The following is a 24135-nucleotide window of genomic DNA, read 5'->3' on the forward strand; positions in this document are numbered from 1 at the left end:
TTTTACAGTGGAGCAAAGGTGCTTGCAGACTTGATAGATGAGATAGCTGACAAGCTAATAGCAGAAGGCTGGACGGATGGAGACACAACATGGGACACCACAGACAGGACGGTAGGTGCAAATGACGCAAGAAGGTGCCTGTACCACTCCACAGATGACATATATCTGACCCTGGAATGCCATGACCAATCATATTGGATATATAGTACATCATACCAGGCAAAAGGATTGAGGATTGCATTTCATTCGACGTGGGATTCGGTGAACCACACATACCCGAACATGGACTATCATACCTATATTCCATTCTTTGGAAGAAGCAGCACAACGCCAGTGACTAACTGTTTCTCGACTCAGCTAACATATTATTGTTGGGTGGATTCTACAGGATTTGTATTGATGGCAAGACCGGAAGCGAACTCAACTGATAACTTGCAAGTTTCAGCAATTACTGTGGTAGAAAGAATTGCCAGTAAAGAATACAGTGATGGCTTGACGAATTTCTACAACTACACGAAGTTGAATTACGAAGGCTGGAGGAACACTGCCGGGAACTCTCTAGGAAGATGTCATAACATGTGCAGGCCATTCACCTATACAAATTCCTGGAGCACCGAAGGCATCCAGTTCTGGCACGCTGATTATCATGCGTTCAAGAGCGATGGGAACGGGAAGGTCTACTATGCAAAGCCCCTGATATTCAACGACCAGGCAGAGACAATGCCCATAGGTCAGAGCGAACTGTTCTTTATGTTCTCAGAAGGTGGCGGCCTTGTGGATGGAGATGTAGTAGCAATAGACGGAGCTACAACGAAGTTCCTGTGTATAGGAATGGACTCCCCAGACAACACAGGCAGGGTAAACTACGCAATAAAGTATGTAGAGTGAGGTGGAAAAATGGGATTTACAAGTGGAGCAAAAGTATTACCTGACATCGTGGATGAGATCGCTGATGCATTGATTGCATCTTCTGTGAACTGGGTAGAAGGAGATGCGACCTGGGATACAACTGATCGGAGCACAGAAGCTACGTTGGCTAGAAGATGCTTAAAATATACAGGAGATTCAGCAGACATCTGGATGACGCTGGAAGTTCATAACTACAAGACAAGTGAAGCCATAAGGTATCAGGGAAATGATACTGGTGCACAGGGATTAAGGGTTACGTTTACATCAACTTGGGACTCTATAAACCATACCTGGGGAGACACGAAATTCCAGACATTTATTGGATTTGAGGGAAGGGACTGGTCTTATGATATGTACACCGACATGGCAACCCTTCAGATAAATTATTGGCTGTGGGTGGATTCTACAGGGTTTGTGGTAATGGGCAAACCAGAACCTTCAAGCAACGACAGGCAGTCAAGTTTCATCTGTGTAATGGAGCACATGGGCACCAAAGAATATTCAGATGGCCTGACAAATTTCTATTGTTATACTACCAGAAACGCATGGTGGGCAGGCACTGGGGAACACTCTGGATTGGAAAATTACAGGATGACCAGGCCATTCTCATTCCAGGACAGGGATGAAAACGATGGCATACAGTTCTACTATGACACGCCATACGCTCGGAAAAGCAACGGGAACGGGAAAGTCTATTTCATGAAGCCTGTGATACACAATACAGCAAACAACAAGACCCCAATATATCAGTCGGAGCTGTTTTTCAGGCTATCCATAGATGCAGGACTGGTGGACGGGGACGTGATAGCCATAGATGGAGCAACGACTAAGTTTCTGTGTAAGATGCTCACATCTCCGGACCATTCAAATGTGCTGGCGTTCGCTATGAAATACGTGGCATGAGGTGAAGCATGGCATTTGATGCTGTCGTGTTCGGAACTTATGTTGTGGGAACAGGATTCACTGTGGGAGATTCAATATCTTCAGGCGGATTCAGGTGTTTCATAGTGCCACAGGCCACAATAGGCGATGCGCCTCTGGATGTGACTATTACTTATGTAGACCAGTTTGGCAATTCACAAACAGCAGACGTTAGCACTTCAGTAGAAGCCTATAAGACGTCGGGCAGTCACATAGAAATAGCTCTCAATGCAGGTGACACAGGGATCAGGAGTGTATCGGCAGTATCAGTGACAGGCGGGACAACAGGAGATGAGTTCACGCTTGAGAGCTGGAATGAAGGGTTAGGTGGTTCCCTTGCATTGGAATCATCAGATGCAAGCCAGCCAGATTCAAATACAGGACTGATTGGTGTAAGGGAATTTTCACCGGCTATGCTGCTGGAAGAGGAAACAGAGAATGACCTGATGTTCACAGAAGGAGTCACTACGTTAAACGTGGACTATGATGGCGATATGTTCATGCTCCAGACAGAGCAGATCGACATCTATCCAGAGAACTCATCCCACGTAGATACAGATGATGGATTCCTGCCGGGTATGTTTACTCTGGATAATTCTACAATGAGCATGAAACTGGACCTGGCCGACGAAAGTGATTACAACAAGGTGGATGAGACCTACATGAACAAAGGGTTTGAGATAATCGCATCAGGCTTTATCCAGATAACCTTTGACTATGATGTAGTGCTGAATTCATCGTACTTCATTGCAGAGCTTGTGGACAGTGAAGGTACTGTGAAGTGGAGCAAGACAGGGACAGCTTCTGGCACTGGCCAGGTGGTTACCTTTGTAGACGATTACTGTGTATTCCGGGTCAGGTGCATTGCTCCGAATTCTCCTTCGGTCTGGACTTCGCCTGTGGATCCTTGGGACAACCACATGTACATAGGCAACGTGGTGCTGGACAGGTACAAGACTTCAGGCTACATTGAGCAGACGGTTTACAAGTACAAGGAATTCATGAAAGCCTTGAGAATAATAGATCTTGGCTATACACTGGGCACAGCCGATACACAGGTGAAAGCTCAAATCGATGTAGGTGACAGTCTGGCATCCACGTCAGGATTTGTAGGCCCGGACGGGACATCGAGCACTTATTATACAGACAACAACGGGAAAATATGGACAGGAACGGCTGCTGGCAAATACTGGAGAACGAAAGTATGGTTAACCGGTGACGGAAAGTACACGCCTTCATTTGACTTTATACGGTATTATTTCGACATGTGGATAAAGCACAGATTGCTCAGTTTCCCGGACACGAACCCCGCAACAGTGCTGGTCCCGGTTGATTTTCATCCACTGGTAATAGAGAGTTCACAGGCCAATCAACCGGACAGTCAATTCTTTTATTTGTCTAAAAACGAGATGCTGCACTCGGCTCTAACGACAGACATAGAGATATCATTGGAGCACACCGCAGACGTGGACAACAAGACCGGTGAGATTGGCCTGAGCACATACAGGATTAACAAAGAAGTGTTCGATGCTACAGATTTTGTATATGGCTGCATCACGAGCGGAGTGGTGTTCAATAACAATACCTTTGAACTAGAGGAAGAGGAAATCGAACCGAACTATTCAACAGAAATAGATGAGGATGACGGGTTCCTGTCGTGCAATGGCACCGTTGATGCAGGCAATAAAGAGCTGAAAATAGATCTGTTGGCAGACACTACATACACGGTGATAGATAGTAACTATCCGAATCATGGCTTCATATGGCAAGAATCAGGTTTTCTGTCGGTGGAGTTTGATTATGATGTGAATATCAACTCGAGCTACTTCATACTGGAGCTGCTGGACGCAGACGGGACGGTGGTATGGTCAAAGAGCGGTACTACTTCAGGCACCGGTCAGGTGGTCACTATGAACTCGACCAAGTTCCATTTCAGGCTCAGGTGTAAGGCAAATTACACGACACCGACAGACTACTCCGAAGGAATCACGGTCAGCAATATCAAAATAACCCGATATCCGACAACAGGACTGATAGAGATGCCCTGGTACCTGTGGAGAGAGCATAACAAGTCGCTGGATATATTCTATATGTCAATCACAGAAGCGGTAGGCTGCGATATAAGAGCACAAATCTACATCAGCGATGACCAGAGCGGAACACCGAATTCCGGATGGATTGGACCGGATGGTACAAGTACCACATCCTACAGTGCAGGTTATACGCCCATGAATAGTGCAGGATATGCAGGCAAATACTATAAGCTGAAAATAATGTTTACCTCTGACGGGATGCACACACCCACATTCCACAGGATAGAGATACAGGAGACAATGTATATTTATCTACGACATCTGAAGTTGGCTACATCTTGGTCAGAATCATCGGTAGGTGTGGTCATGTCCGGCTATGCCATTGATCAAGAAAGTAACCCTATAATGAACGCAATAAAAGTGATACTAGAGAGCACCTATGTGTTCGGGAGGGATACAATGGGAGTGGTAAATCCGGAAACAGGTTTTTACCAGATATTCGTCAAGGATGCCTATTACGACAAGCGCCACCTGATATTACAAGTGCCAGGGAAAACTACGAATCTATCTCTGCGAGGATATGGAACACCGGATGCAGTAGATGCTACATCAGGCATACCAGAGAACCAGGACTTACAGTTCTGGAAGGCACCGCTATGCAAGTCCGTGGCTCATGTTGATTCACTTGTCACTTATTGAAGTGGAATCACTATCATTCAACGCTTCCTTCAATTTCCCCAGGTATCCTTGCAATTCTTGGACATCCTTTGGTTCTTTTGCTCCTATTTCAAGAAGCAGTTGCATACCCAATTGTTGCATGTCATCAACATTCGTTGCTGCAACTGCATTAAGAGCCATTCCACAATTGCTGCAGAAATCTGCTGTTGGGCCATTTGTGGTCTTGCAACGTGGACAATTCTTAGGGGTAAGCTCCGAGGGCTTGTCCTGCTTTTCCTTTAGTCCATAATGTTCAAGTATGGTGCTGTCAACCTGAGCACCCGCAAGATGAATATATGTGCCGGACTGCCGCGTTCCATGTACCCATCCCATGTTTTTTTCCAGCTGTGCCTGTGTCATAAATGTGGCATATTCTGTAATCCTTGAGTGCCTGAAAAGATGGTTATATACACGCTTTTTTATTCCGGCTTTATTTGCAGCTCTTTTTATGACCATTCGGATGCCGCCATATTTCATTGCCCTGCCTTTGTACTTCCCATAATTGACCCAAAGAGGTGCATCTGGATTATCCCTTTCCGGATGCGTATCAAGCCACTTTGATACATAAGGGGCACTGAATACAAGTCGAATTCTGCGCATACCAGTCTTTCCTTTTACCATCAGAACTGCACCATATACGTCTGGAACAAAGTGTTTAATCTTCGCTTCTCCCATCTCCCCGACTCTCCCGCCGGCATCATACCACATGGCAACCATAGCTCTGTTGCGCGGATGATCACATACGTCAATCATTTGCTTCACTTCATCTTCTGTGAGCAATTCTTCTGGCAATATCTGGTCACACTGCTTTATGTTTGTCTTGATCCATCTGGTTATCTCTGGATCTGTCTCACTATTATGCAACCATCTGAAAAAACGCTTGATTGTTACCTTGTACCCTTGTTTTGTCCATGCCTTTCGGTCAGATCTCTCAATCTCAGCCACTACTCTATACATATCAGATTTGGTGACTTCATCGAAGTCTTTGTCAAACCAGCTAGCTAGTATGTTTAAATTACTGAGATATTTGAGTATCCTCGCTTCAGATAGACCTTCAGCGTACAATACGTGAACAAAAGAAAAAATAGTGTCTTTATTTTTTTGAGAATAATCCGCATCAAGGACGCGTTGCTCAGCACTAGCTATTCTTTTACTGAAATCATATAATCCCATGCCATATACCTTCATTTCTTGATTTATATTTGAAATCCAAGCTGGGTGAAAGTATAGGCTTCAAACTGAGAAAATGAAGCCCCGGGCGTGATTTGAACACGCGACCTAGTGATTACAAATCACTCGCTCTGCCGGGCTGAGCCACCGAGGCACCATGAATGTGCTCCACATCTATTTATGGGAAGCAATCCCTTACATATCATAATAGCAGATAAATTTTATGGTAGCACACTACCTGGAGACATCCTATGTGGCGTGAAATATCAAGGATAGGAAAAAAACTTGTTGAGAATGGACTGGTAGAATCCCACTTCGGGAACATCAGTGTAAGAGTCGGCGACCGAATGCTCATCACAAGGAGCGGTTGCGCGCTGGATGAGATCACAGAGGATATGGTAGTAGAGGTCAGTGTGGACGGTTCATGTGCCCTTGACATGATCGCATCATCAGAAACAGTTGTCCACAGGGCTATTTACAGTAACACACCGGCACTTGCGATAGTTCATGCCCACTGTCCCTTTGCGGTGACCCTCTCTTTGCTGGAAGAAAGTGAGAGCATCACTCCGGCAGACAGTGAAGGTCAGTATTTCCTTGGAGAAGTCCCCATTGTCAAAGGTGGCATCGGTTCGGATGAACTGGCGCAGAACCTTGCCGCAGCTCTTGCATCACACAAGACAGCTATAATCTATAGTCACGGCACATTTGCCACAGGAAAAGTACTTGAAGAGGCGTACGTGCTCACAACTCAGGTAGAGCATTCCTGTAAGATCAAATACTGGTATGACCTTGCAAAGAAAAAGTAATATTCTCTTTTTCCCGGAAAACGTTAAATCATAAAAATGTACATTGGGTAGGTTAGTCATGACATTCAATGCTTTAAGACCTGTAGCAACAAAGATACTTGAGCCAATTGCCAGAAAAATGGCAGATGCCGGCATATCTCCAAATGCTATATCAATGCTCTCTCTCTTGTTTGCAGCGTTTTCAGGTTTTCTATACTACTACTCGGCCTTTGACCCGCTTCTGGTGCTTGTAGCCGGGCTGCTGGTAGCCCTGAACTCATTCTTCGATGCAATGGATGGTCTTATAGCCCGATATCTCGATATAGCCAGTGCAAGAGGCGATTTCCTTGACCATGTCATAGATCGTTATTCGGATGTATTCATCATCTGCGGTATCTTCTTTGGAGGCTATGTTAGCTGGCAGATCGGTGTTGCTACAATAGTCGGTGTGCTTCTAACAAGTTATCTTGGTACACAGGCACAGGCACTTCAGCTTGGAAGATACTATGGTGGTATCATTGGAAGGGCTGACAGACTGGTTCTTATCATGCTCTCTTCAGTGGTCTATTTCGTCTACCAGTCACCAATATATGGTTTCTCGGTCCTTGGATGGATGATCATAATAATCGGAATAGGTAGTCACATAACAGCTTTCCAGCGTATTGCCCATATCTGGAAACAACTTGGAGAATGAATATCCATTCCATTCCTTTATTCTATTCTTTTTCTTTTCAGGGGGCTAATTTAATTACACCAGGGACAATTAAGGTTCATGCCATCTGATATGAACAAGGACTTCGAGTATCTGGAACACACAGCAGATGCCAAATTCAGGGCTTACGGGAAAAGCCTTGGGGAAGCCTTCGAGAACGCTGCACTTGCCATGCTCAATGTCATGGTGGAGACCGATTCTATTAACAACAGCTCATCGGTAGATGTTGAATTAAGTTCTCCTGATGCAGATGCTCTTCTCTTTGACTGGCTTTCCGAGATACTGTTCCTTTTCGAGGTAGAAGAAATGGTCTTTGGTGGCGTTAAGGTCAACGAGCTGGAGATAAGTGATGAGGGTTGCACACTCTCAGCAACATTGTCCGGTGAGGCGATCGATCTTTCAGTACATGTCTTTGACACAGAGGTAAAGGCAGCCACGTACAATGATATGAAGATAGAACAGGTCGATGATGGCTGGATGATACAGGCAACAGTGGATACCTGAATATCCTTTATGTCCTATCAATTTCTTATTATCGATATATTCATACGATCAGAGTACATAGTCTTCATTATAGATGCTTGAATGAAGGATTTGACAAGAGGAGTTAATGATGTCAGAGGAAAATGAGAGTTCAGTTTATGATGTTCTTACAAAGGTAAATGATAACACATGGGAGGTGCCTGGTAATTTCAAACCCGGCATGAATGTCCCCGGGAGGATATTCGTATCAAAGCCCCTTCTTGACCTGCTTGATAATGAAACACTTGTCCAGGTTGCAAATGTGGCTTCTCTTCCAGGTATACAACAGTATTCAATGGCAATGCCGGACGCACACCTTGGATACGGTTTTTCCATAGGTGGGGTTGCAGCTTTCGATAAGGACGACGGTGTGATAAGTCCTGGTGGTGTCGGTTTTGACATTAATTGTGGAGTTCGTCTGATACGCTCCGATCTCACAGAAGATGATGTACGCCCAAAACTTCCCGAACTGCTTGATGCATTGTTCGAGGCCATACCTTCAGGCGTTGGTTCAAAGAGCCGCCTCAGGGTTAACGACACAGAACTTGATGACATATTCGTTCATGGTGTACAGTGGGCTGTGAAGAATGGTTATGGTGTAAAGAACGACCTTGCTCATTGTGAGAGCAATGGTATGATGCGTGGTGCAGATCCATCGAAGGTCAGTGTTAAAGCACGTAAAAGAGGCAGACCACAGATCGGTACACTTGGAAGTGGGAACCATTTCCTTGAGGTGCAATATGTGGACAAGATCTATGATGAGGAAGCTGCTGAAGCATTCGGGCTCAAAGAAGGACAGATCACATTCATGATACACTGTGGTTCCCGTGGTGCAGGTCATCAGATATGCACTGACCATCTTCAGAAGCTTACACAGGCTTCAAAGAAGTACAAGATCCCTCTGCCTGACAAACAGCTTGCATGTGCCCCTGCAAGTTCCGAGGAAGCACAGGATTATTTCAAGGCTATGATATGTGCCGCTAACTATGCATGGGTGAACCGTCAGGTGATAATGCACTGGTCCCGTGAGGTATTCGATGATATCTTCAAGGAAGAGCATGGTGACCTTGGACTTGATCTTGTCTATGATGTGGCACACAATGTTGCCAAACTTGAGAAACACATTATCGATGGCGAGGAGAAGAAGGTATATGTTCACAGGAAGGGTGCAACCCGTGCATTCCCTGCCGGACATCCAGAGGTTCCTGATGACTATCGCGATATCGGACAGCCGGTTATCATTCCCGGAAGTATGGGCACTGCATCCTATGTTCTGAAAGGATGTCCTGCTGCAATGGAACTCACCTTTGGCAGTGCCTGTCATGGTGCAGGAAGGGTCATGAGCCGAAAGAGTGCAAAGCAAGAGCTTCGTGGCGAGGAGATCCAGAAAGAACTGAGGTCACAGGGTATCATCGTAAGGGCTACTCAGCCTTCACTGATAGCCGAGGAAGCACCGGAAGTTTACAAGTCAAGCAGCGAGGTTGTCGATGTCGTACACAACCTTGGCATTGCTACAAAGGTTGCACGTGTTCTCCCAATGGGAGTTGTCAAAGGTTAACTCAGGTTGACCTTTTCTTTTTTAATTTAATTTCTACATTGATATATTGTATTTTACAGCCACGGCTATATATCATATTATTACTTCAAAATAGCAAAGTCATAACTAAAGGTTGTAATTATTTGTAGAAAAGTTCGTTGCTTTATTGAGCAACGAGGAAACAGGAACATGTTTGAGGGGATGAATGGTTTTGCTTGGTTACAGTTACTATACCTTTGAATACAGTTACAAGCAGTTGCTCCCGTTTCCTCAACTTATAATTAGTCATTATTATATATAAATGTGTTCGATATTCTTTATATAGCAATAATGATTCACTTTCAAAAATAAAATAGGTGAATATCTTTTATTTACCACTAATTAACCGCTATCAATTTAAAACTTACATATTATCTAGCGTCTATGAGCAATATTGATAAAAATCTCAAAAAGGTAAGAATAATGGCTGACATCCAGTTCGGAAAAGGTTGTGGTGAAGTCCTTTTTCCTGATGATGTCACTTTTCAGCTTTCAAGGACCAAGCGCGTGAGGCAGGTTCAGCATAATGGGAAGCATATAGCTACCGTTCGTGCAAGGGATGGCAGGCTCACTCTCAGTGTAGATGGTGCAGTTGCCCTTAGTGGTGTGCTCGAAAAGCCTGCATCCAGAGTGGTCATCTGTGAGGACGCTGCTCCCTTTGTCTCAAAGGGCAAGACCGCTTTTGCAAAGCATGTCATGGCAGTTGACCCGGAACTAAGAGCAGGCGACGAAGTTATAATAGTTGATGATTCTGATGCGGTCCTGGCTACAGGCCAGTTATTGTTGTCACCAGGTGAAGCTGTTAGAATGGACAGGGGTCCTGCAGTGGATGTAAGGCGTGGGATAGCACAATCTTAGAATAACTATTTATAAATCGATATCTATTAAATACGATGCAAATAAAGTCATAGTAATGCCTTTGATGCAGTAAATCCCTTGCCGGAGAGTGAAAGCATAGAAGAGGAGATATTTAAGACATTTGTAATTCCAGACAACACAAGGATGGAAGAGCATACAATAGTCGTAGATGGGGATGTCATAGCTGGCAATCACTCTGAGATCAAATACGGTATTATTGCAAATTCTGCAATATTCGGTGAGAGAGTAACTCTTACAGGTGATCTTACAACAACCGGAGATTCTAGGATCGATATATGGTCACAGATAGGCGGGAATGTCAAGACCGATAATAATGCCTATATTGGTGAGTTCGTTACCATCGACGGTAAACTGGTGGTAAAGGGTGATCTTGATATCGGCAACGATGTTAAGATAAACGGCGGTTTTGAGGCAAAAGGGTGGATAGTTGTAAGGAACCCGGTTCCTGTCATAGTCTATCTTTTCCTTTACATCAGTGAACTTTTGAGACTTGGAAAGGACGAGGAAGTTGAAAAGGCATTGGAGGATCTGTTCGAGGATGACATGGAGTCCATAGGACTTAATTCCATGATAATCCCAAACGGTTCCAAATTATCCATGGACTCTATCAGGGTACCATCAAACGCTATAATTGGAAGCAAATGCAGGCTTGTTGGTAATATCAGGGCCACTTCACTTGAAATGGCTAACGAGACCACACTTTACGGAAGTATACGTACCATACAGGACGTAAAGTTGGGTAATGATAATATCATCCACGGGAACATCATCTCAAGGGGTAATGTCTACGTTGCGGCTGGCACTCATATTCTGGGAGAGATAAATTCCCAGTCCATAACTATTCATGAGTCTGCCCGCGTGGATGGAGTGATGCGAGCACCCGGTGGAATTGTCTTTGAGCGTGAGGATGACGGTGCTTTAAGTGATAATGAGTTGATGGAACTGGATATCTGATATCACAGGGTGTTACACACAAACATGAGGGGATGGCTATGAACTCTGATCCATTGTTAAATTTACTGGACCTGGCAATGCGGCTCTGTATCGTAATTCTGTCGGTACTGACGTCATATTTGCTTGTAAAGATAGATCCGGACGTTATCCGGTCACGAATATATGTTTCCTTTAAAAACCTTAAAAAGTACTTCCTTGCACTTACGGTTGGTTTTGTACTATATCTTTTTGAGGTGCTGATAACCATCAATTCTGTTCCGGAAAGTACGCAGTATGATGGTATCAAGGGCATAATGCTTCTTGTATTCCAGCTTAGCATACTTGTTTTCCTTTATCATCTGTATGTGGCGATAAAGGTCCCGGACAGACGTATCCTTTAGATAGTGATATTTGACCTTTTCAGAGGTCAGTTTCGCTTTTATTTTTTCTTCGAGTTGTTTACCATATATGTAGCGATAGTCAGATTTAAAAAAGGTTCCAATATTATAATGGAGAGGTGTTAATTTGCAACAGGACCATAATTCATCATCAGATCCACAAAGCATCTTTGATAAAGATTCAAAATACGTAATGCAGACATATGGACGACAGCCGATCGTCCTTGAAAGTGGCAAGGGTTCACTTGTATATGATACAGAAGGACGTGAGTATGTCGACTGTGTCGCCGGAATTGCCGTGAACAATGTGGGCCACTGTCACCCACGTCTGGTGGAAGCATTGAAGAAGCAGGCTGAAAAACTGATCCACGTGTCCAATCTATATTACACGGAGCCTCAGGCAGAGCTTGCTGAGCAGCTAGTGGATGTAACGGGAATGGAACGTGTATTCTTCTGTAACTCCGGTACAGAGGCAGTTGAAGCAGCAATGAAACTTGCCAGGGTCACTACAAAGAAGACTGATTTTGTAGCTGTTGAGCACTCTTTCCACGGTCGTACCATGGGTGCCCTGAGCCTGACCTACAAGGATATGTATCGTGCTCCTTTCAAGCCCCTGGTCCAGGAAGAGAAATTCGTTCCTTTCAATGATGCACAGGCAGTATCAGATGCTATCACTACGAATACAGCAGCTGTCATAGTTGAACCGATCCAGGGAGAAGGTGGCATAAATGTACCCTCTGAAGGTTACCTGAAAGAGGTACGTAAGATATGCGATGAGAATGAGACCCTTCTCATATTCGATGAGGTACAGACCGGCTTTGGAAGGACCGGAACCTGGTTCTGCAAGGAACATTTCGGTGTTGAGCCAGACATCATGACAATGGCAAAGGCTATCGGTGGAGGTTTCCCTATGGGTGCTATAGCAGCCCGTGATGGAATATCATTTGGGCGTGGTGAACATGCCGCAACATTTGGTGGCGGACCACTGGCATGTGCAGCAGCCCTTGCATCCATTGACATTATCCGTGATGAGAAACTCGTTCAGCGCTCAAAGGAAATGGGTGAATACTTCAGGAAGGAGCTTAGCCGTCTCTCAACAGATGGTCTTGTAGAGGTACGTGGAAAAGGTCTCATGCTTGGTGTTCAGTTCGATCGCAAATGTGCTGATCTTGTAGATTATGGCCGTAAGAACGGTATTCTCCTTAACTGCACTTCAGAGACCGTCCTGCGTATAGCACCACCTCTGGTCATTACAAAAGAGGAGATCGACAGGGTGGTGAACGTACTTGAGCAGGCCTGAACTGATCAAAGATGTGGTCTCGTCAATAGCAGAATATGTTCCCGGTAAGTCCATCGAGGAAATAGCTCAGAAATATGGCATTGCTCCATCTGAGATAATCAAACTGGGATCAAATGAGAATGTACTTGGTCCTTCCCCTATGGCAGTTGAGGCTCTGTTCTCCACTGCATCGAAGGTCAATATCTATCCTTCTGCTGATGCTACAGAACTTGTAGAGGCTATCTCGGCCTATACAGGTCTTCCTGTTGAGAATATCTGTGCTTCAGGTCCTGGTATGGATGGGTTGCTTGATAACCTGATGAGGCTCCTTATCGAACCGGGTGATGAGGTTGTTATCCCGACCCCTACGTTCTCCTATTATGAGATCGCAGCACGTGCTAATGGTGCTGTGGCGGTCCATGTGGCACCGGGAGATGAACTGGAGTTCGATGTGGAAGCTATCAAGGATGCCATCTCTGACCGGACAAAGGTGATATTCCTTTGTTCACCGAACAATCCAACTGGTAAACTGTTGGCAGAGGATGATGTACGCAAGATCCTTGGATCAACAAAGGGTCTGGTTTTTGTGGATGAGGCCTATGTAGAGTTCGCAGACCATGATCTCTCTGGCCTTGTGGCAGAATATGATAATCTCATTATTGGAAGGACGTTCTCAAAGGCATTCGGACTTGCAGGATTGCGGATCGGGTACGGGCTCATGCCTGCATGGCTTAAAGCCCAGTACATGAAGATCGCAACTCCGTTCAATGTCAGTCTCCCTGCTGTAATGGCAGGTGTGGCAGCACTTTCGGATACCGAGTATCTTGAAAAGAGCATTTCATGCACAAAGGAAGGTCGTGTGTTCCTTGCAGAGAACATTCCTTTCAAAGTGTATGATTCCCAGGCAAATTTCGTACTTGTGGATGTATCTCCAATGATCGCTGCTGATGTTGCAGGATCTCTGCTTGAAAAAGGTATTATCGTCAGAGATTGCAGGTCATTTAAGAACGCAGGTGATTCCCTTATCCGTGTGACCGTGGGAACCCCTGAGCAGAATAAGAAAGTGGTTGAGGCCTTTAAGGAAGCAAAGGCCTGAATCAATATATTTTTTCTATTTTCATAAGCGGATAGTCAAGTTCTGTATCAAATGCAAGACTTACATCTGCTTTTGCACTTTTAAAATTAGCAGTTATCCTGACATCCAGCATACGGCCTTCCAGTTCACAATAGCCATATTCGCTGTTCAGTTTGGAACTTATCATATCCCTGTTGATCGACACTTTGATATCCTCTACGCATGGCTGGACCGAGATGCTTTCCTGTATCGCTATCTCAAGGCTGTCCACTGTTCTGAGATTGACAGGTGAGCCTGTGAACTGGTGATAGAGGGCACCAAGTTTTATTCCGGCTTCGAAAAGCACATTGTCCCTGTCAGTTATTGTTTTATTTTGCTGCATGATATTCCTCATGTAGTCCTTTTGATAATTGGTGATAGTACATATATCGCCATTATCCCTGACAAGAGGGATGCGAATATATGCATAATTTCGATGTTGATGAAATATGAGATCATTGTTGCTGCGAAGATCAGTGTCAATGGCATGAGGATTCTCTTGTCCCTTGCTTTCATGTATGGGATATCACTTATCATGAGCACTCCAAGTATCAGGACTATTGCGGTCACCAGGTAACCGTTAAGGAAAACCTCTCCCATGAGCAGATATGAGGCTATGGCTATTCCACCTGCAGTGATCGGCAGGCCGCTGAATGAATTAAGTTCCTGATGCATGGTATTGAACCTTGCAAGTCTGAGTATCCCACAAACGAAATAGAATATCAGTGCCGGAAGCAAGATGTATTGCATTCTGCTTTCCATGATCGCAAATGTGATTATCACTGGTGTTACTCCAAAAGAGATGACATCTGCAAGTGAGTCCAGATTACTTCCTATCTCACTGGACGAGAACTTTCTGGCTATGTGGCCATCAAGGCCATCTGCAACTGCTGCAATGAGGATCAGCAAAGGTGCAAGATAGGTCGGCTCGTTCAACGTCAGAAGAATAGCTGTTATTCCGCATAATGCATTTAGAAGGGTGACGAGGTCAGGTAATTTTAAAGTATGGAGTATCTGGTTCACATCCTTTATCTTATTCTGGCGATAACCGTTTCTCCGGCAAATACCCTGTCGCCTTTCTTTGTTAGTATCTCAAAGTTCTCAGGGATCGTTACATCTACCCTTGAACCAAAACGGATCATTCCAAAACGCTGTCCCTGTTGCATGTAATCTCCTTCCTGTACATAGGAGACTATTCTGCGGGTCACGGTTCCGGCGATCTGTATGACCTCCACGATCCCGTGTTCTGTCTCAATTAGCGTATGGCTTCTTTCATTTCTGTGTGAGTCCTTACAGAAAGCAGGTATGTATCCTCCTTTCTTATGTTCTATCATGTGGACCTTTCCGTTGATAGGTGCCCTGTTGACGTGCACGTTCTGGAAGTTCATGAATATGCAGACCTTTCTGTCTCTTATATCCACGATCCTCCCATCGGCTGGTGAGAGCATGTAGCTGTTATGTTCCTTGATATCTCTTTCAGGGTCCCTGAAAAAGAAAAGAAAGAATATTGTCACACATATAGATAAAAATGCAACCGTATCTGTATATGGTATCTTATACAAAAGATAGGTCAGCGAACTGACCATACCTGCAATTACAGATGTCAGTATCCATGGAAAAGAACCTTTCGCAAGCATTTATTGGTTTCCTACTACTTTATAGAATAGCTTCTGAACGAATCTGGTAACCAATAGCCAGACCCCTTCTATCAGATCTATGAGCTCGGGCAGGATACGCATGACCACATAGGCGATAACAAATAGCGCAACACCGGATCCTATCTTTGCGATATTATGATGTGCGATCTCAAAGCTATTTGGGCCAAACCACTGATATCCGTAAGCCATGATGACAAATACGTCCCTTATTATATTCAATATGTATATAACAGGTACTGATGCTATGAATGCAGCGGCCAGTCTCTTGAATGGTGCATTTACAGATGCTATAAGTCCTATGAACAAAGCTATGCTCTCAATTGCAGTACATGCAAGGATGATCTCTACCTGATAGCCGCTGAGTGCTATCTTGTTCCATGCGGTTAGTTCTGCAGGTACGTTCAGAAGATGCAGCATCCAGAGTACATTATCTGTTACCTGGGCTATTATCCATACATTCAGGAATTCCATTTGTGCGAATGGGAAATAGAACAGGGAACCAAGGGCTGTAGCACTTGTTGCCATTGTTGTTATGTCCGGACTGGATATATTTCCATCCTTGTACTCTTTGAGCATAGTATATGCTATTATCAGGCATACTATGCCTACAGTGATGACCAGGGCAACATTAAAATAATCTTTTATCTCAATGTAATGTAATGGCTGGTAGAACCAGTGTATGGAAAAGAATGCCCATCCTGCGGCAGACAAGGCTCTACGCGGTCTGAAACTTTTTGGGATAATTGACCCGAGTAGCATGAAAGCTACAGCAATCCATAGAATATTCTCGATCATTTAAGCACACCTTTAATAGGTATGGCTCCTATATATTTGATGTAGCCTATTAAGTTTTTGTTCATTATGTCTCTTAATACCCCAAAGCTTACAGTTGATGCAGTGATCCTATTGGATGAAAAGATCGTTCTCATAGAACGAAAGAATCCTCCGTTCCGGGGCAAATTTGCACTTCCCGGTGGTTTTGTAGATATTGGTGAGACAACTGAGGAAGCTGTTGCACGTGAGGTTATGGAAGAGACCGGTCTTACAATAGAAATAGTTAAGTTACTTGGGGTATATTCTGAACCTTCGCGCGACCCTCGCGGGCATACTGTGAGCATAGTCTATATGGTCCGGGGGAAAGGTGTCCCAAAGGCAGATTCGGATGCAAAAGGAGTATATTTATTTGATATCCATGACATACCGGAAATGGCCTTTGACCATAACTTAATAATAGAGAATGCGAGAAGTGATATTTATGGAATTTTGTCCCGAATGTAAAAGTATGATGTTCCCTTCAGATGGTTCCTTCAAGTGCAGAAAATGCGGTTATGTAAAAGGAAAGAAGGCCGATTCCGATTCCCTTATGTCAAAGTCATCAAGGGAGAACAGGGATGTGACAGTTCTTGAGGGCAATGTCGATCAGGGTCTCCCTACAACCACTGCAAGGTGTGAGGAATGTGGTCACAATGTCGCATACTGGTGGTTGCGCCAGCTCAGGTCTGCAGATGAGTCTGAGACACGTTTCTTCAAGTGCACAAAATGTGGATGCACCTGGCGTGAATACGACTGATCCTATTATGTCCGTTAGTTGTTCGGTCTCGGACATAGATCAAAAAGAAAACTTATATTACTTATTAGATATAATGACGTAAAAATTCAAATTATGGTGGCGAATCAAGATGTTCAAGGCAACAATTGACGCAGATATCTTAAAAACTGCAATTGAAACTCTTTCTGTTCTTGTCGATGAGGCAAGGTTCAGGATATCTCCTGAAGGACTGGCTGTACGGGCAGTGGACCCGGCTAATGTAGCCATGGTCAGTTTTGAACTCGGCTCCGGTGCTTTTGATGAGTTCAATGCAGATGACTGTGAGATCGGTATGGACCTTTCAAAGATAACTGATATCTTTGGCGTCGCAGGCAGGGACGAAAAGGTTGTCATGGAGCTTGATGAGATGTCACAGAAGATGTCTTTGCATCTTGGTGGATTATCCTATACCCTTGCACTGCTCGATCCTTCAACTATCAGGGCAGAGCCAAGGATCCCACAACTTGAGCTTCCTGCTGAGGTAGTTCTTAATGGTAAGGACCTCCAGAGGGCTGTAAAGGCTGCTGAGAAGATCAGCGATCACATGTTGCTTGGCGTTGATGAGGATGTCTTCTACATGGAGGCAGAAGGTGACACCGACCGTGTGCGCCTTGACATGGCACGTGATACTCTTATCGACCTTAGATCTGGCGAGGCACGTTCTTTGTTCTCACTTGATTATCTGTCAGATATCGTAAAGCCTGCATCCCGCTCTAATGAGGTTACAGTTGAACTTGGTAAGGACTTCCCTGTAAAGATCGGTTTCTCCATTGCTAATGGTGCAGGAAAGATAGGTTATCTCTTGGCACCAAGGATCGAGTCTGACTGATCTATGGATGAAAAGGACTTTGCTTTATATCCTTATATTTCCGGGGCATCATTACACGTAAAAAGCCTCGGGATGTCCCTTGACCGTCTTGTCACTTCAAGGGCAATGGAATCTGCACGTGTACGCGGGAAAGAGCGTGTTCTGCAGGCCATTGAGGGCGAACTTACTAAACCTAATATTTCCAGCTCGGATGAACAGAAGATCCTGCTGGAACTACTTTCCTATCCTTTTTCGAGAATACTTGTCTCATGTATCGATGATGCTTTCCTTACAAGGAGGTATTGTCTTGCCGAAGCTGTAGCCTCATATAGGCTATTGAAGATGCAGAAGCATGATTTTCTGATGGAATTCGCTTCTGACTTTGAGGTCTACCCGGACGAGAGTGAGACAGGGTTCAAGCTGCATTTTTCTTCTTATATCAGGATGGCAAGTTCCCTCAAAGCAATGGAATGGAAGCTTGTAAATCGTAAGTTAAGACATGGGAATGTCAATGTTTCAAAGGAAGAGCTAGCACGTCTTTTGCAGGAACTGATCAAGACCCGTGTTGAGCATAATCTTCCCATGGCCGTCCCTGATGAGCTTGCTGAGAAATGCGAACCATATCTCAAAGAGATACGTGAATTCCTGGAAGAGCGAAAAAGTACATTTGGTGAGTCCGAGTTCGAATCTGTGGAAACCGACCTGTTCCCTCCATGTGTCACTCATGCCATAGCAAATACCCAGGCAGGTGTGAACCTTGCACACTCTATGAGATTTGCCATGACAGCTTTTCTTCTGACGATCGGTATGTCTGTTGATGATATTATCAATATGTTCGGCACGTCACCTGACTTTGATGTGGAGAAGGCAAGGTATCAGGTAGAGCATATTGCAGGTTCCTCTGGAACTCATTACAAACCTCCGTCCTGTTCTACTATGCAGACCTATGGTAATTGCTATGCACCTGATGATATGTGCAAGAAGATAAGTCATCCTCTTAATTATTATAGCCGTAAGCTCTGGTTCAAGAAAAGGGATGCTCAAAGGAACAGTGGGAATCAGACCGCTGAAAAGCCCGAACCTGTCGGGAACACAACTGAAGAATGATCAATTTCTAAAATAAAAAAGATATTAGGGACAATAAGGTCCCTTATTTTAAATTCAGTCCTTTCTGCGCTGCATGAAGAATGCAAGTCCGATAATTGCTGCCATTGGGATAGCTACGGTTGGGAACTCCGGAATTTCCTGCTCACAGTTGACCTTTTCAACAGTCACCTGCATGCTTCCGCTGATGCCTGTTATTGGTTGCTGGTTTATATATAATGTGTCAAATGCGAAGTTATATACTCCTCCTGCAACACCTTCAAATGTTACAGTGCCGGTTACTGGTATTGTTTGTGTACCTATTATGAGGTCTGCAGTAAAGCCGATCTTATTGTTAAGTACCCATACATCTATTCCTTCAGGGAAATTCAGATTTGCAATATCGATCTGAGCTGGTAGTGTATATGGTACGGTGGGGTTACTTGTGAATGATTTTACTGTAACAATAGTTCCTTCTTTGCTAACTGTACCATCAGCAACTATATTCATAGTTGGGGGGATAAGATTTGCATAGTAAGCTGGGATGCATGCAGGGTCAATGTTATAGTTTCCATTGATGCTTATATGGTAGCATCCATCTTCCTGGCTCATCAAATAGTGATATGGGTTGATCTGTGCACTTGCAACTAATGTTGTTGAAGACAACATCACCATTAGTATTAATAGTAAACTTGTTTTTTTCATATTGTACCACCAAAATTATTTTACGAAATGTATTTATTACCATGAATACATTTGTAATATTCTTTAAATGTAGTACGTAAATTATTGTATATAAGTATTGCTAATATCTTCCTAAATGTAGCATGAAATATCTGGTGTTATCTGAGAGCTTCAGCTCTTCGATAATTAAACACAAAAATGAAAAAAGGTGCAGGGTAGGCCCCTGCTGATCAAAATATTGTTATTACTTCCTGCGCTGCATGAAGAATGCCAGTCCAACGATCGCTGCCACTGGAATAGCTATTGTTGGGAACTCAGGTATCTCTTCCTGTCCGCATTGGTGCATGTCCAGTGTAAAAGCTCCTGTCAGGTCATACTGCATGTAGCCACCTGTTGGGAGTGGTACTCTTACGTATCCTGAGCTTGATATTATGCTCAGGTCACATGCTTTTATCAACATCTCTCCATAGAATGGATATCCCATGTTGCATGTCCCTGTGGCTGTAACTGTTATAACTCCCGTATCTTCGTCCAGTATGGCTACCACGTTCAAACTTCCTTCATCTATTTCCGGGTAGCTTCCTGTTGTATCCACATTGGTTATTCTTATTATTCCGCTGTCGAAGTCTGCCTGTATGTCTGCTTTCAGGTTGAACGTTCCCTGTATGTCCTGTGCAGTGTATGTTCCTTCCAGGGTTCCACAGTACATACCATCAGGTAGTTCTGTGCAGCATTCTCCTATGTCCAGTGTGAACTGTCCGGTGAGGTCATATTGTGTATATCCTCCTGTTAGCAGCGGGATCCTTACGTATCCTGAACTTGACATTATGCTGAAGTCGCATGCTTTTATCAGCATCTCTCCATAGAATGGATGTCCCATGCCACATGTTCCTGTTGCGGTTACTGTTATGGTCCCTGTATCTTCGTCCAGTATGGCTACTACGTTCAAACTTCCTTCATCTATTTCCGGGTAGCTTCCTGTTGTATCCACATTGGTTATTCTTATTATTCCACTGTCGAAGTCTGCCTGTATGTCTGCTTTCAGGTTGAACGTTCCCTGTATGTCCTGTGCACTGTATGTTCCTTCCAGGGTTCCACAGTAAGTCCCATCAGGTAGCTCCATGCAACATTCTTCTACGTCCAGTGTGAAATCTCCTTCGAGGTCATATTGTGTATATCCTCCTGTTTGCAGGGGAATCCTTACATATCCTGAATTTGATCTGATGCTGAAGTCACATGGGTCAATAAGCATCTCTCCGTAGAATGGATAGCTCATTCCACATTTCCCTGTAGCGATAACTTTTATGAGTCCATTGTTCTCAAAGGTTGCAATTATGTTCAAAGTACTTTCATCAATAGCAGGGTTACTGCCACTGGTGTCAATATTTGTAATTGTTATCATCTCATTGTCAAGGTCCGCTTTCACATCTGCCTTAAGGGTGAATGTAGCACCGTACAACGGATGATCTTTGCTTACGTCGGGTGTATAGGTTCCATTTAATGTGCCACAGTATGTCCCATCATCAGGAAGACACTGCTTAGCACTTGCATTCGCGATTGTTAACATAAGTATCAATGCGATTACAGTCAGTATGCTCAATTTCTTCACTCGTACCACCATTGGTCATTTATTTCTAAACTAATTATTTATAAAGAGATATACATCTTACATATATTTCTAATGTATGTTTGTAATTTGCATATAAATATTTATCGAATTTAACTAATATATGCAAATGTAAATATTATGTTTTTGGATCCTTGGTATGGGCATCACTCGGGATCAACAATGGTCATTGCATGTATGTAGACGCATCTAATGCCATTATCATGCACAAAAAAATAAAAATTAAGGTAAAAGGGATGCTTTATCTTTTCTTATATTCTCTACACTTCTCAACAAAGCTCTCTACAGGGAAAGATGCCGGATGTGCATGTGTATAGCTTGCAAGCGCATTGTATTCAGTAAGTCCGTCCTTACCGTCAACTATGCCCTTTCCTCTTTCCATTTCATAGATGAGTTTTGCGTCATTATCACAGTATGTGGCTGAATAATGGAACTCGTGGCCTCTTATGGTTCCCTTGATAAAGTCACCATTAGCCTGTCCCTTGGTGTATCCAAGAGCCTGTAGCTTCTTTGTCAGCACTGTTTCTGCAGGCAGGACATCTGCCATCTTGTAAACTGTGCCCTCTATCTCATAGGATGTGGAAAGATATTGCAGGCCTCCACATTCTCCATAGATGGGTATTCCATCGGCTGACAGGTCTTTCAGGGCCTTTGTTGTTTTAGACTTCTCAAGCTCGGATATGTAGAGTTCAGGATATCCTCCGCCAAAGTAGAGCCCATCTACTTCTGGAAGTTCATCTTTCAGAGGACTGAAAAAGACCGGCTCTGCACCAGCACTTCTGAACGCATCGAACATGTCCTGATAATAGAAACAGAAGGCACTGTCATATGCGATACCTATCTTTATATCTGGTTCCTTTTGTTCCTCATGTACGTATTCTTCCGCATCTGCCGCATTCTCTGCAAGCGAGATTATAGCATCAAGATCGATGTTCTCTTCTATGAACGATGCAAGACTATCTGTATCGAAGTCCTGTTCATGTGCCATGTAAAGCCCAAGATGGCGTGAAGGGACAGTTACGTCCTTGTTGCGTGGAAGTGTTCCGACCACGGGTATGTCAGGTATGGAGTCGATGATCATCTGCGCATGTCTGGGGCTGCCTACTTTATTGAGGATGACACCCGCTATTTTTACATCCTTGTCAAATTCTGCAAATCCTTTGACTATGGCTGCGGCACTTCGTGACATGCCGTGTACGTTCACAATAAGTATTACTGGTATATCCAGTGATTTTGCAACATGGGCAGAACTTGCGGTCTCGGTAGCTCCCATGCCATCAAATAGTCCCATCACTCCTTCGACAACATTGATATCTGCATTTTCTGAGTAGTGGGAGAAGGTCTTTTTCACCCCATCAACCTGCATCATGAACGTATCCAGGTTCCTGGATGGTTTGCCACATATCGCTGTGTGGTATGTAGGGTCGATGTAATCAGGTCCAACCTTGAATGGCTGTACTTCCATCTGTCTCTTTCTTAGGGCTGCCATAATACCCATGGACACTGTTGTTTTTCCAACTCCACTGTTGGTACCTGCAAGTAACACCGCTTTAGTCATGGAGTTAATTGTGCACAGTTCGTATATATGTATTATTCTATTGGGTGAGTTATTCAAAATAGTTAAATAAATAACGAATATCTAGGTACTATGTCTTCCTCAGGAAACGTGGAAGTTCTTACAGACCCCTATGGCCGAACGGTCAGGAGTCTGAGGATGTCCATAACCGACCGTTGCAATCTGAATTGCATCTACTGCCATAACGAAGGCCATATCGGCCACAGTAAAGAGATGTCAGTGGATACTATAGTCAATATAGTGGACGTTGCTTCACAGTTCGGTGTGAACAGGCTGAAACTTTCAGGTGGGGAACCTCTTCTTCGAAAGGACCTTGAGGATGCACTTGTTCGCCTGCCGGAAATGCGGGACGTTTCCCTTACAACAAATGCTGTTCTATTGAGGGACAGGGCCTCTTCACTTAGAGAAGCAGGTCTTAACAGGGTAAATATAAGTCTGGATACCCTTGACCCGGAAAAGTATAATATGATCACCAATTGCGGGAATGGTACTTTTGATAAGGTGCTTGATGGCATACATGCAGCTGTGGATGCAGGTCTTACTCCCGTAAAGCTGAACATGGTACTTCTAAAGGACCTTAATGACAACGAGATCGCCGATATGCTTGAGTTCACACGTAACTATGGTGGTAATGTCATCCTGCAGCTGATCGAGCTAATGGATTTCAGGGACCTTCCACAGTACAGGATAAACGCACGCGAAGTTGAGCAGTCTTTGCTCAATGTTTCTTCGGATGTGAAGGTCCGTGAACTACATAAAAGGAAAAAATATATCATTGATGGTGCAGAAGTCGAGTTCGTAAGACCGGTGGATAACACTGAATTCTGTGCTAACTGCAACAGGCTAAGGGTCACAGCTGACGGGCAATTGAAACCATGCCTGCTGATAAATGATAATCATGTAGATGTTGCGAATGCCACCAGGGAGGAACTGCCCGATCTCTTCAGATCAGCAGTTAGCAAGCGTGTACCATTCTGCAGGAATTGACAGGAGTAGTAAAAAATGGAAGTAGTATTGACAGTAGATGGGAAGGATATTGAGATAAATCATTTTGTTCAGTCCATACTTGGCAGCACAGTTGTCGGTGCAGCCACGACATTGCATGGTGTGGACAAAGATTGTAAAGAGATCCTCATTAAAGTAAAACAATAATCTTTCTCTTT

General features: G+C 44.0%; 26 protein-coding genes and 1 tRNA gene. 18 read left to right on the forward strand and 9 right to left on the reverse strand.

What is annotated here, in order from left to right:
• The 3 genes from BM008_RS14970 to BM008_RS13205 form a co-directional block, all read left to right on the forward strand.
• On the forward strand, positions 1 to 888 hold an 888-nt coding region (locus BM008_RS14970), incomplete at its 5' end, for a hypothetical protein (RefSeq protein WP_177188075.1).
• Positions 889 to 897: 9 nt separating this feature from the next.
• Positions 898 to 1812, forward strand: a complete 915-nt coding sequence (locus BM008_RS13200; RefSeq protein ID WP_091937812.1) for a hypothetical protein — start codon at positions 898 to 900, stop codon at positions 1810 to 1812.
• 8 nt (positions 1813 to 1820) lie between these two features.
• A complete protein-coding gene (locus BM008_RS13205) occupies positions 1821 to 4562 on the forward strand; it encodes a hypothetical protein (RefSeq protein WP_091937814.1) in 2742 nt (913 codons plus the stop codon).
• On the opposite strand, the gene BM008_RS13210 is transcribed toward BM008_RS13205, so the two are convergent.
• Positions 4545 to 5753 carry a tyrosine-type recombinase/integrase gene (locus BM008_RS13210; protein ID WP_177188076.1) on the reverse strand — a complete coding sequence of 403 codons (1209 nt, stop codon included), beginning with the start codon at positions 5751 to 5753 and terminating at the stop codon, positions 4545 to 4547. The genes BM008_RS13205 and BM008_RS13210 overlap by 18 nt on opposite strands.
• Before the next feature lie 77 nt (positions 5754 to 5830).
• Positions 5831 to 5904, reverse strand: a tRNA-Thr gene (locus tag BM008_RS13215).
• Positions 5905 to 6001: 97 nt separating this feature from the next.
• Here BM008_RS13215 and BM008_RS13220 point away from each other — a divergent pair.
• From BM008_RS13220 to hisC, 9 genes are all read left to right on the forward strand, one after another.
• Entirely contained in the window at positions 6002 to 6556 is a 555-nt protein-coding gene (locus tag BM008_RS13220) for an aldolase (protein ID WP_091937818.1), read from the forward strand.
• A 58-nt stretch (positions 6557 to 6614) separates the two neighbouring features.
• Positions 6615 to 7229 carry an archaetidylinositol phosphate synthase gene (gene pgsA, locus BM008_RS13225; protein ID WP_091937820.1) on the forward strand — a complete coding sequence of 205 codons (615 nt, stop codon included), beginning with the start codon at positions 6615 to 6617 and terminating at the stop codon, positions 7227 to 7229.
• A gap of 78 nt (positions 7230 to 7307) precedes the next feature.
• On the forward strand, positions 7308 to 7751 hold the full coding sequence (locus BM008_RS13230; RefSeq protein ID WP_177188077.1) for an archease: 444 nt from the start codon (positions 7308 to 7310) through the stop codon (positions 7749 to 7751).
• A gap of 109 nt (positions 7752 to 7860) precedes the next feature.
• Positions 7861 to 9327 (forward strand): RtcB family protein, encoded by a 1467-nt coding sequence (locus tag BM008_RS13235; RefSeq protein WP_091937823.1) that lies wholly within the window; start codon positions 7861 to 7863, stop codon positions 9325 to 9327.
• A 402-nt stretch (positions 9328 to 9729) separates the two neighbouring features.
• A complete protein-coding gene (locus BM008_RS13240; RefSeq protein ID WP_091937825.1) occupies positions 9730 to 10203 on the forward strand; it encodes a PUA domain-containing protein in 474 nt (157 codons plus the stop codon).
• Between the two features lie 78 nt (positions 10204 to 10281).
• Entirely contained in the window at positions 10282 to 11178 is an 897-nt protein-coding gene (locus BM008_RS13245; RefSeq protein WP_342707583.1) for an acyltransferase, read from the forward strand.
• A gap of 38 nt (positions 11179 to 11216) precedes the next feature.
• Positions 11217 to 11558, forward strand: coding sequence for a hypothetical protein (locus tag BM008_RS13250; RefSeq protein WP_091937827.1), 342 nt, complete (start codon positions 11217 to 11219; stop codon positions 11556 to 11558).
• Positions 11559 to 11748: 190 nt separating this feature from the next.
• The gene (locus BM008_RS13255; protein WP_091938070.1) at positions 11749 to 12855 is read left to right on the forward strand and encodes an acetylornithine transaminase; all 1107 of its coding nucleotides are present in this window, start codon (positions 11749 to 11751) and stop codon (positions 12853 to 12855) included.
• On the forward strand, positions 12842 to 13930 hold the full coding sequence (gene hisC, locus BM008_RS13260; protein WP_091937829.1) for a histidinol-phosphate transaminase: 1089 nt from the start codon (positions 12842 to 12844) through the stop codon (positions 13928 to 13930). The genes BM008_RS13255 and hisC overlap by 14 nt, the downstream gene beginning before the upstream one ends.
• A 1-nt stretch (position 13931) precedes the next feature.
• Here hisC and BM008_RS13265 read toward each other — a convergent pair whose 3' ends face one another.
• From BM008_RS13265 to artA, 4 genes are read right to left on the reverse strand one after another with little or no spacing between them, the layout of a single operon-like run.
• On the reverse strand, positions 13932 to 14291 hold the full coding sequence (locus BM008_RS13265) for a dihydroneopterin aldolase family protein (protein WP_091938072.1): 360 nt from the start codon (positions 14289 to 14291) through the stop codon (positions 13932 to 13934).
• An 8-nt stretch (positions 14292 to 14299) separates the two neighbouring features.
• Complete coding sequence (locus tag BM008_RS13270; protein WP_177188078.1) at positions 14300 to 14971, reverse strand: archaetidylserine synthase; 672 nt, start codon at positions 14969 to 14971, stop codon at positions 14300 to 14302.
• Between the two features lie 5 nt (positions 14972 to 14976).
• Complete coding sequence (locus BM008_RS13275) at positions 14977 to 15585, reverse strand: phosphatidylserine decarboxylase (protein WP_091937834.1); 609 nt, start codon at positions 15583 to 15585, stop codon at positions 14977 to 14979.
• Entirely contained in the window at positions 15586 to 16401 is an 816-nt protein-coding gene (gene artA, locus BM008_RS13280) for an archaeosortase A (protein ID WP_091937836.1), read from the reverse strand. It abuts the gene before it with no gap.
• A gap of 66 nt (positions 16402 to 16467) precedes the next feature.
• On the opposite strand from artA, the gene BM008_RS13285 reads away from it, so the two are divergent.
• From BM008_RS13285 to priL, 4 genes are all read left to right on the forward strand, one after another.
• Positions 16468 to 16884: an NUDIX domain-containing protein gene (locus BM008_RS13285; RefSeq protein WP_091937838.1), complete on the forward strand. Its 417-nt coding sequence runs from the start codon at positions 16468 to 16470 to the stop codon at positions 16882 to 16884.
• Positions 16862 to 17176 carry a transcription factor S gene (locus tag BM008_RS13290; protein ID WP_091937840.1) on the forward strand — a complete coding sequence of 105 codons (315 nt, stop codon included), beginning with the start codon at positions 16862 to 16864 and terminating at the stop codon, positions 17174 to 17176. Before BM008_RS13285 ends, BM008_RS13290 begins: the two co-directional genes overlap by 23 nt.
• 109 nt (positions 17177 to 17285) lie before the next feature.
• Entirely contained in the window at positions 17286 to 18023 is a 738-nt protein-coding gene (locus tag BM008_RS13295; RefSeq protein ID WP_091937842.1) for a DNA polymerase sliding clamp, read from the forward strand.
• Positions 18024 to 18026: 3 nt separating this feature from the next.
• Complete coding sequence (gene priL, locus BM008_RS13300) at positions 18027 to 19109, forward strand: DNA primase regulatory subunit PriL (RefSeq protein ID WP_091937844.1); 1083 nt, start codon at positions 18027 to 18029, stop codon at positions 19107 to 19109.
• Between the two features lie 54 nt (positions 19110 to 19163).
• Here the strand turns inward: priL and BM008_RS13305 are convergent, their stop codons facing one another.
• The 3 genes from BM008_RS13305 to BM008_RS13315 all read right to left on the reverse strand — a co-directional run bounded on the left by BM008_RS13305 (position 19164) and on the right by BM008_RS13315 (position 22954).
• Positions 19164 to 19790 carry a PEF-CTERM sorting domain-containing protein gene (locus BM008_RS13305; protein WP_091937846.1) on the reverse strand — a complete coding sequence of 209 codons (627 nt, stop codon included), beginning with the start codon at positions 19788 to 19790 and terminating at the stop codon, positions 19164 to 19166.
• A 223-nt stretch (positions 19791 to 20013) separates the two neighbouring features.
• Positions 20014 to 21378: a PEF-CTERM sorting domain-containing protein gene (locus tag BM008_RS15155; protein ID WP_245748049.1), complete on the reverse strand. Its 1365-nt coding sequence runs from the start codon at positions 21376 to 21378 to the stop codon at positions 20014 to 20016.
• 259 nt (positions 21379 to 21637) lie between these two features.
• Positions 21638 to 22954: a cobyrinic acid a,c-diamide synthase CobB gene (locus BM008_RS13315; protein WP_091937850.1), complete on the reverse strand. Its 1317-nt coding sequence runs from the start codon at positions 22952 to 22954 to the stop codon at positions 21638 to 21640.
• 90 nt (positions 22955 to 23044) lie between these two features.
• Here BM008_RS13315 and moaA point away from each other — a divergent pair, with 90 nt between their 5' ends.
• Both moaA and BM008_RS14975 read left to right on the forward strand, forming a co-directional pair.
• The gene (gene moaA, locus BM008_RS13320; RefSeq protein ID WP_091937852.1) at positions 23045 to 23959 is read left to right on the forward strand and encodes a GTP 3',8-cyclase MoaA; all 915 of its coding nucleotides are present in this window, start codon (positions 23045 to 23047) and stop codon (positions 23957 to 23959) included.
• A gap of 15 nt (positions 23960 to 23974) precedes the next feature.
• Positions 23975 to 24124 carry a hypothetical protein gene (locus BM008_RS14975; RefSeq protein WP_177188079.1) on the forward strand — a complete coding sequence of 50 codons (150 nt, stop codon included), beginning with the start codon at positions 23975 to 23977 and terminating at the stop codon, positions 24122 to 24124.
• Positions 24125 to 24135 lie beyond the last annotated feature (11 nt).

Origin of the sequence: Methanolobus profundi (genome assembly GCF_900114835.1) — an archaeon.
In the GTDB taxonomy this organism is placed as follows: domain Archaea; phylum Halobacteriota; class Methanosarcinia; order Methanosarcinales; family Methanosarcinaceae; genus Methanolobus; species Methanolobus profundi.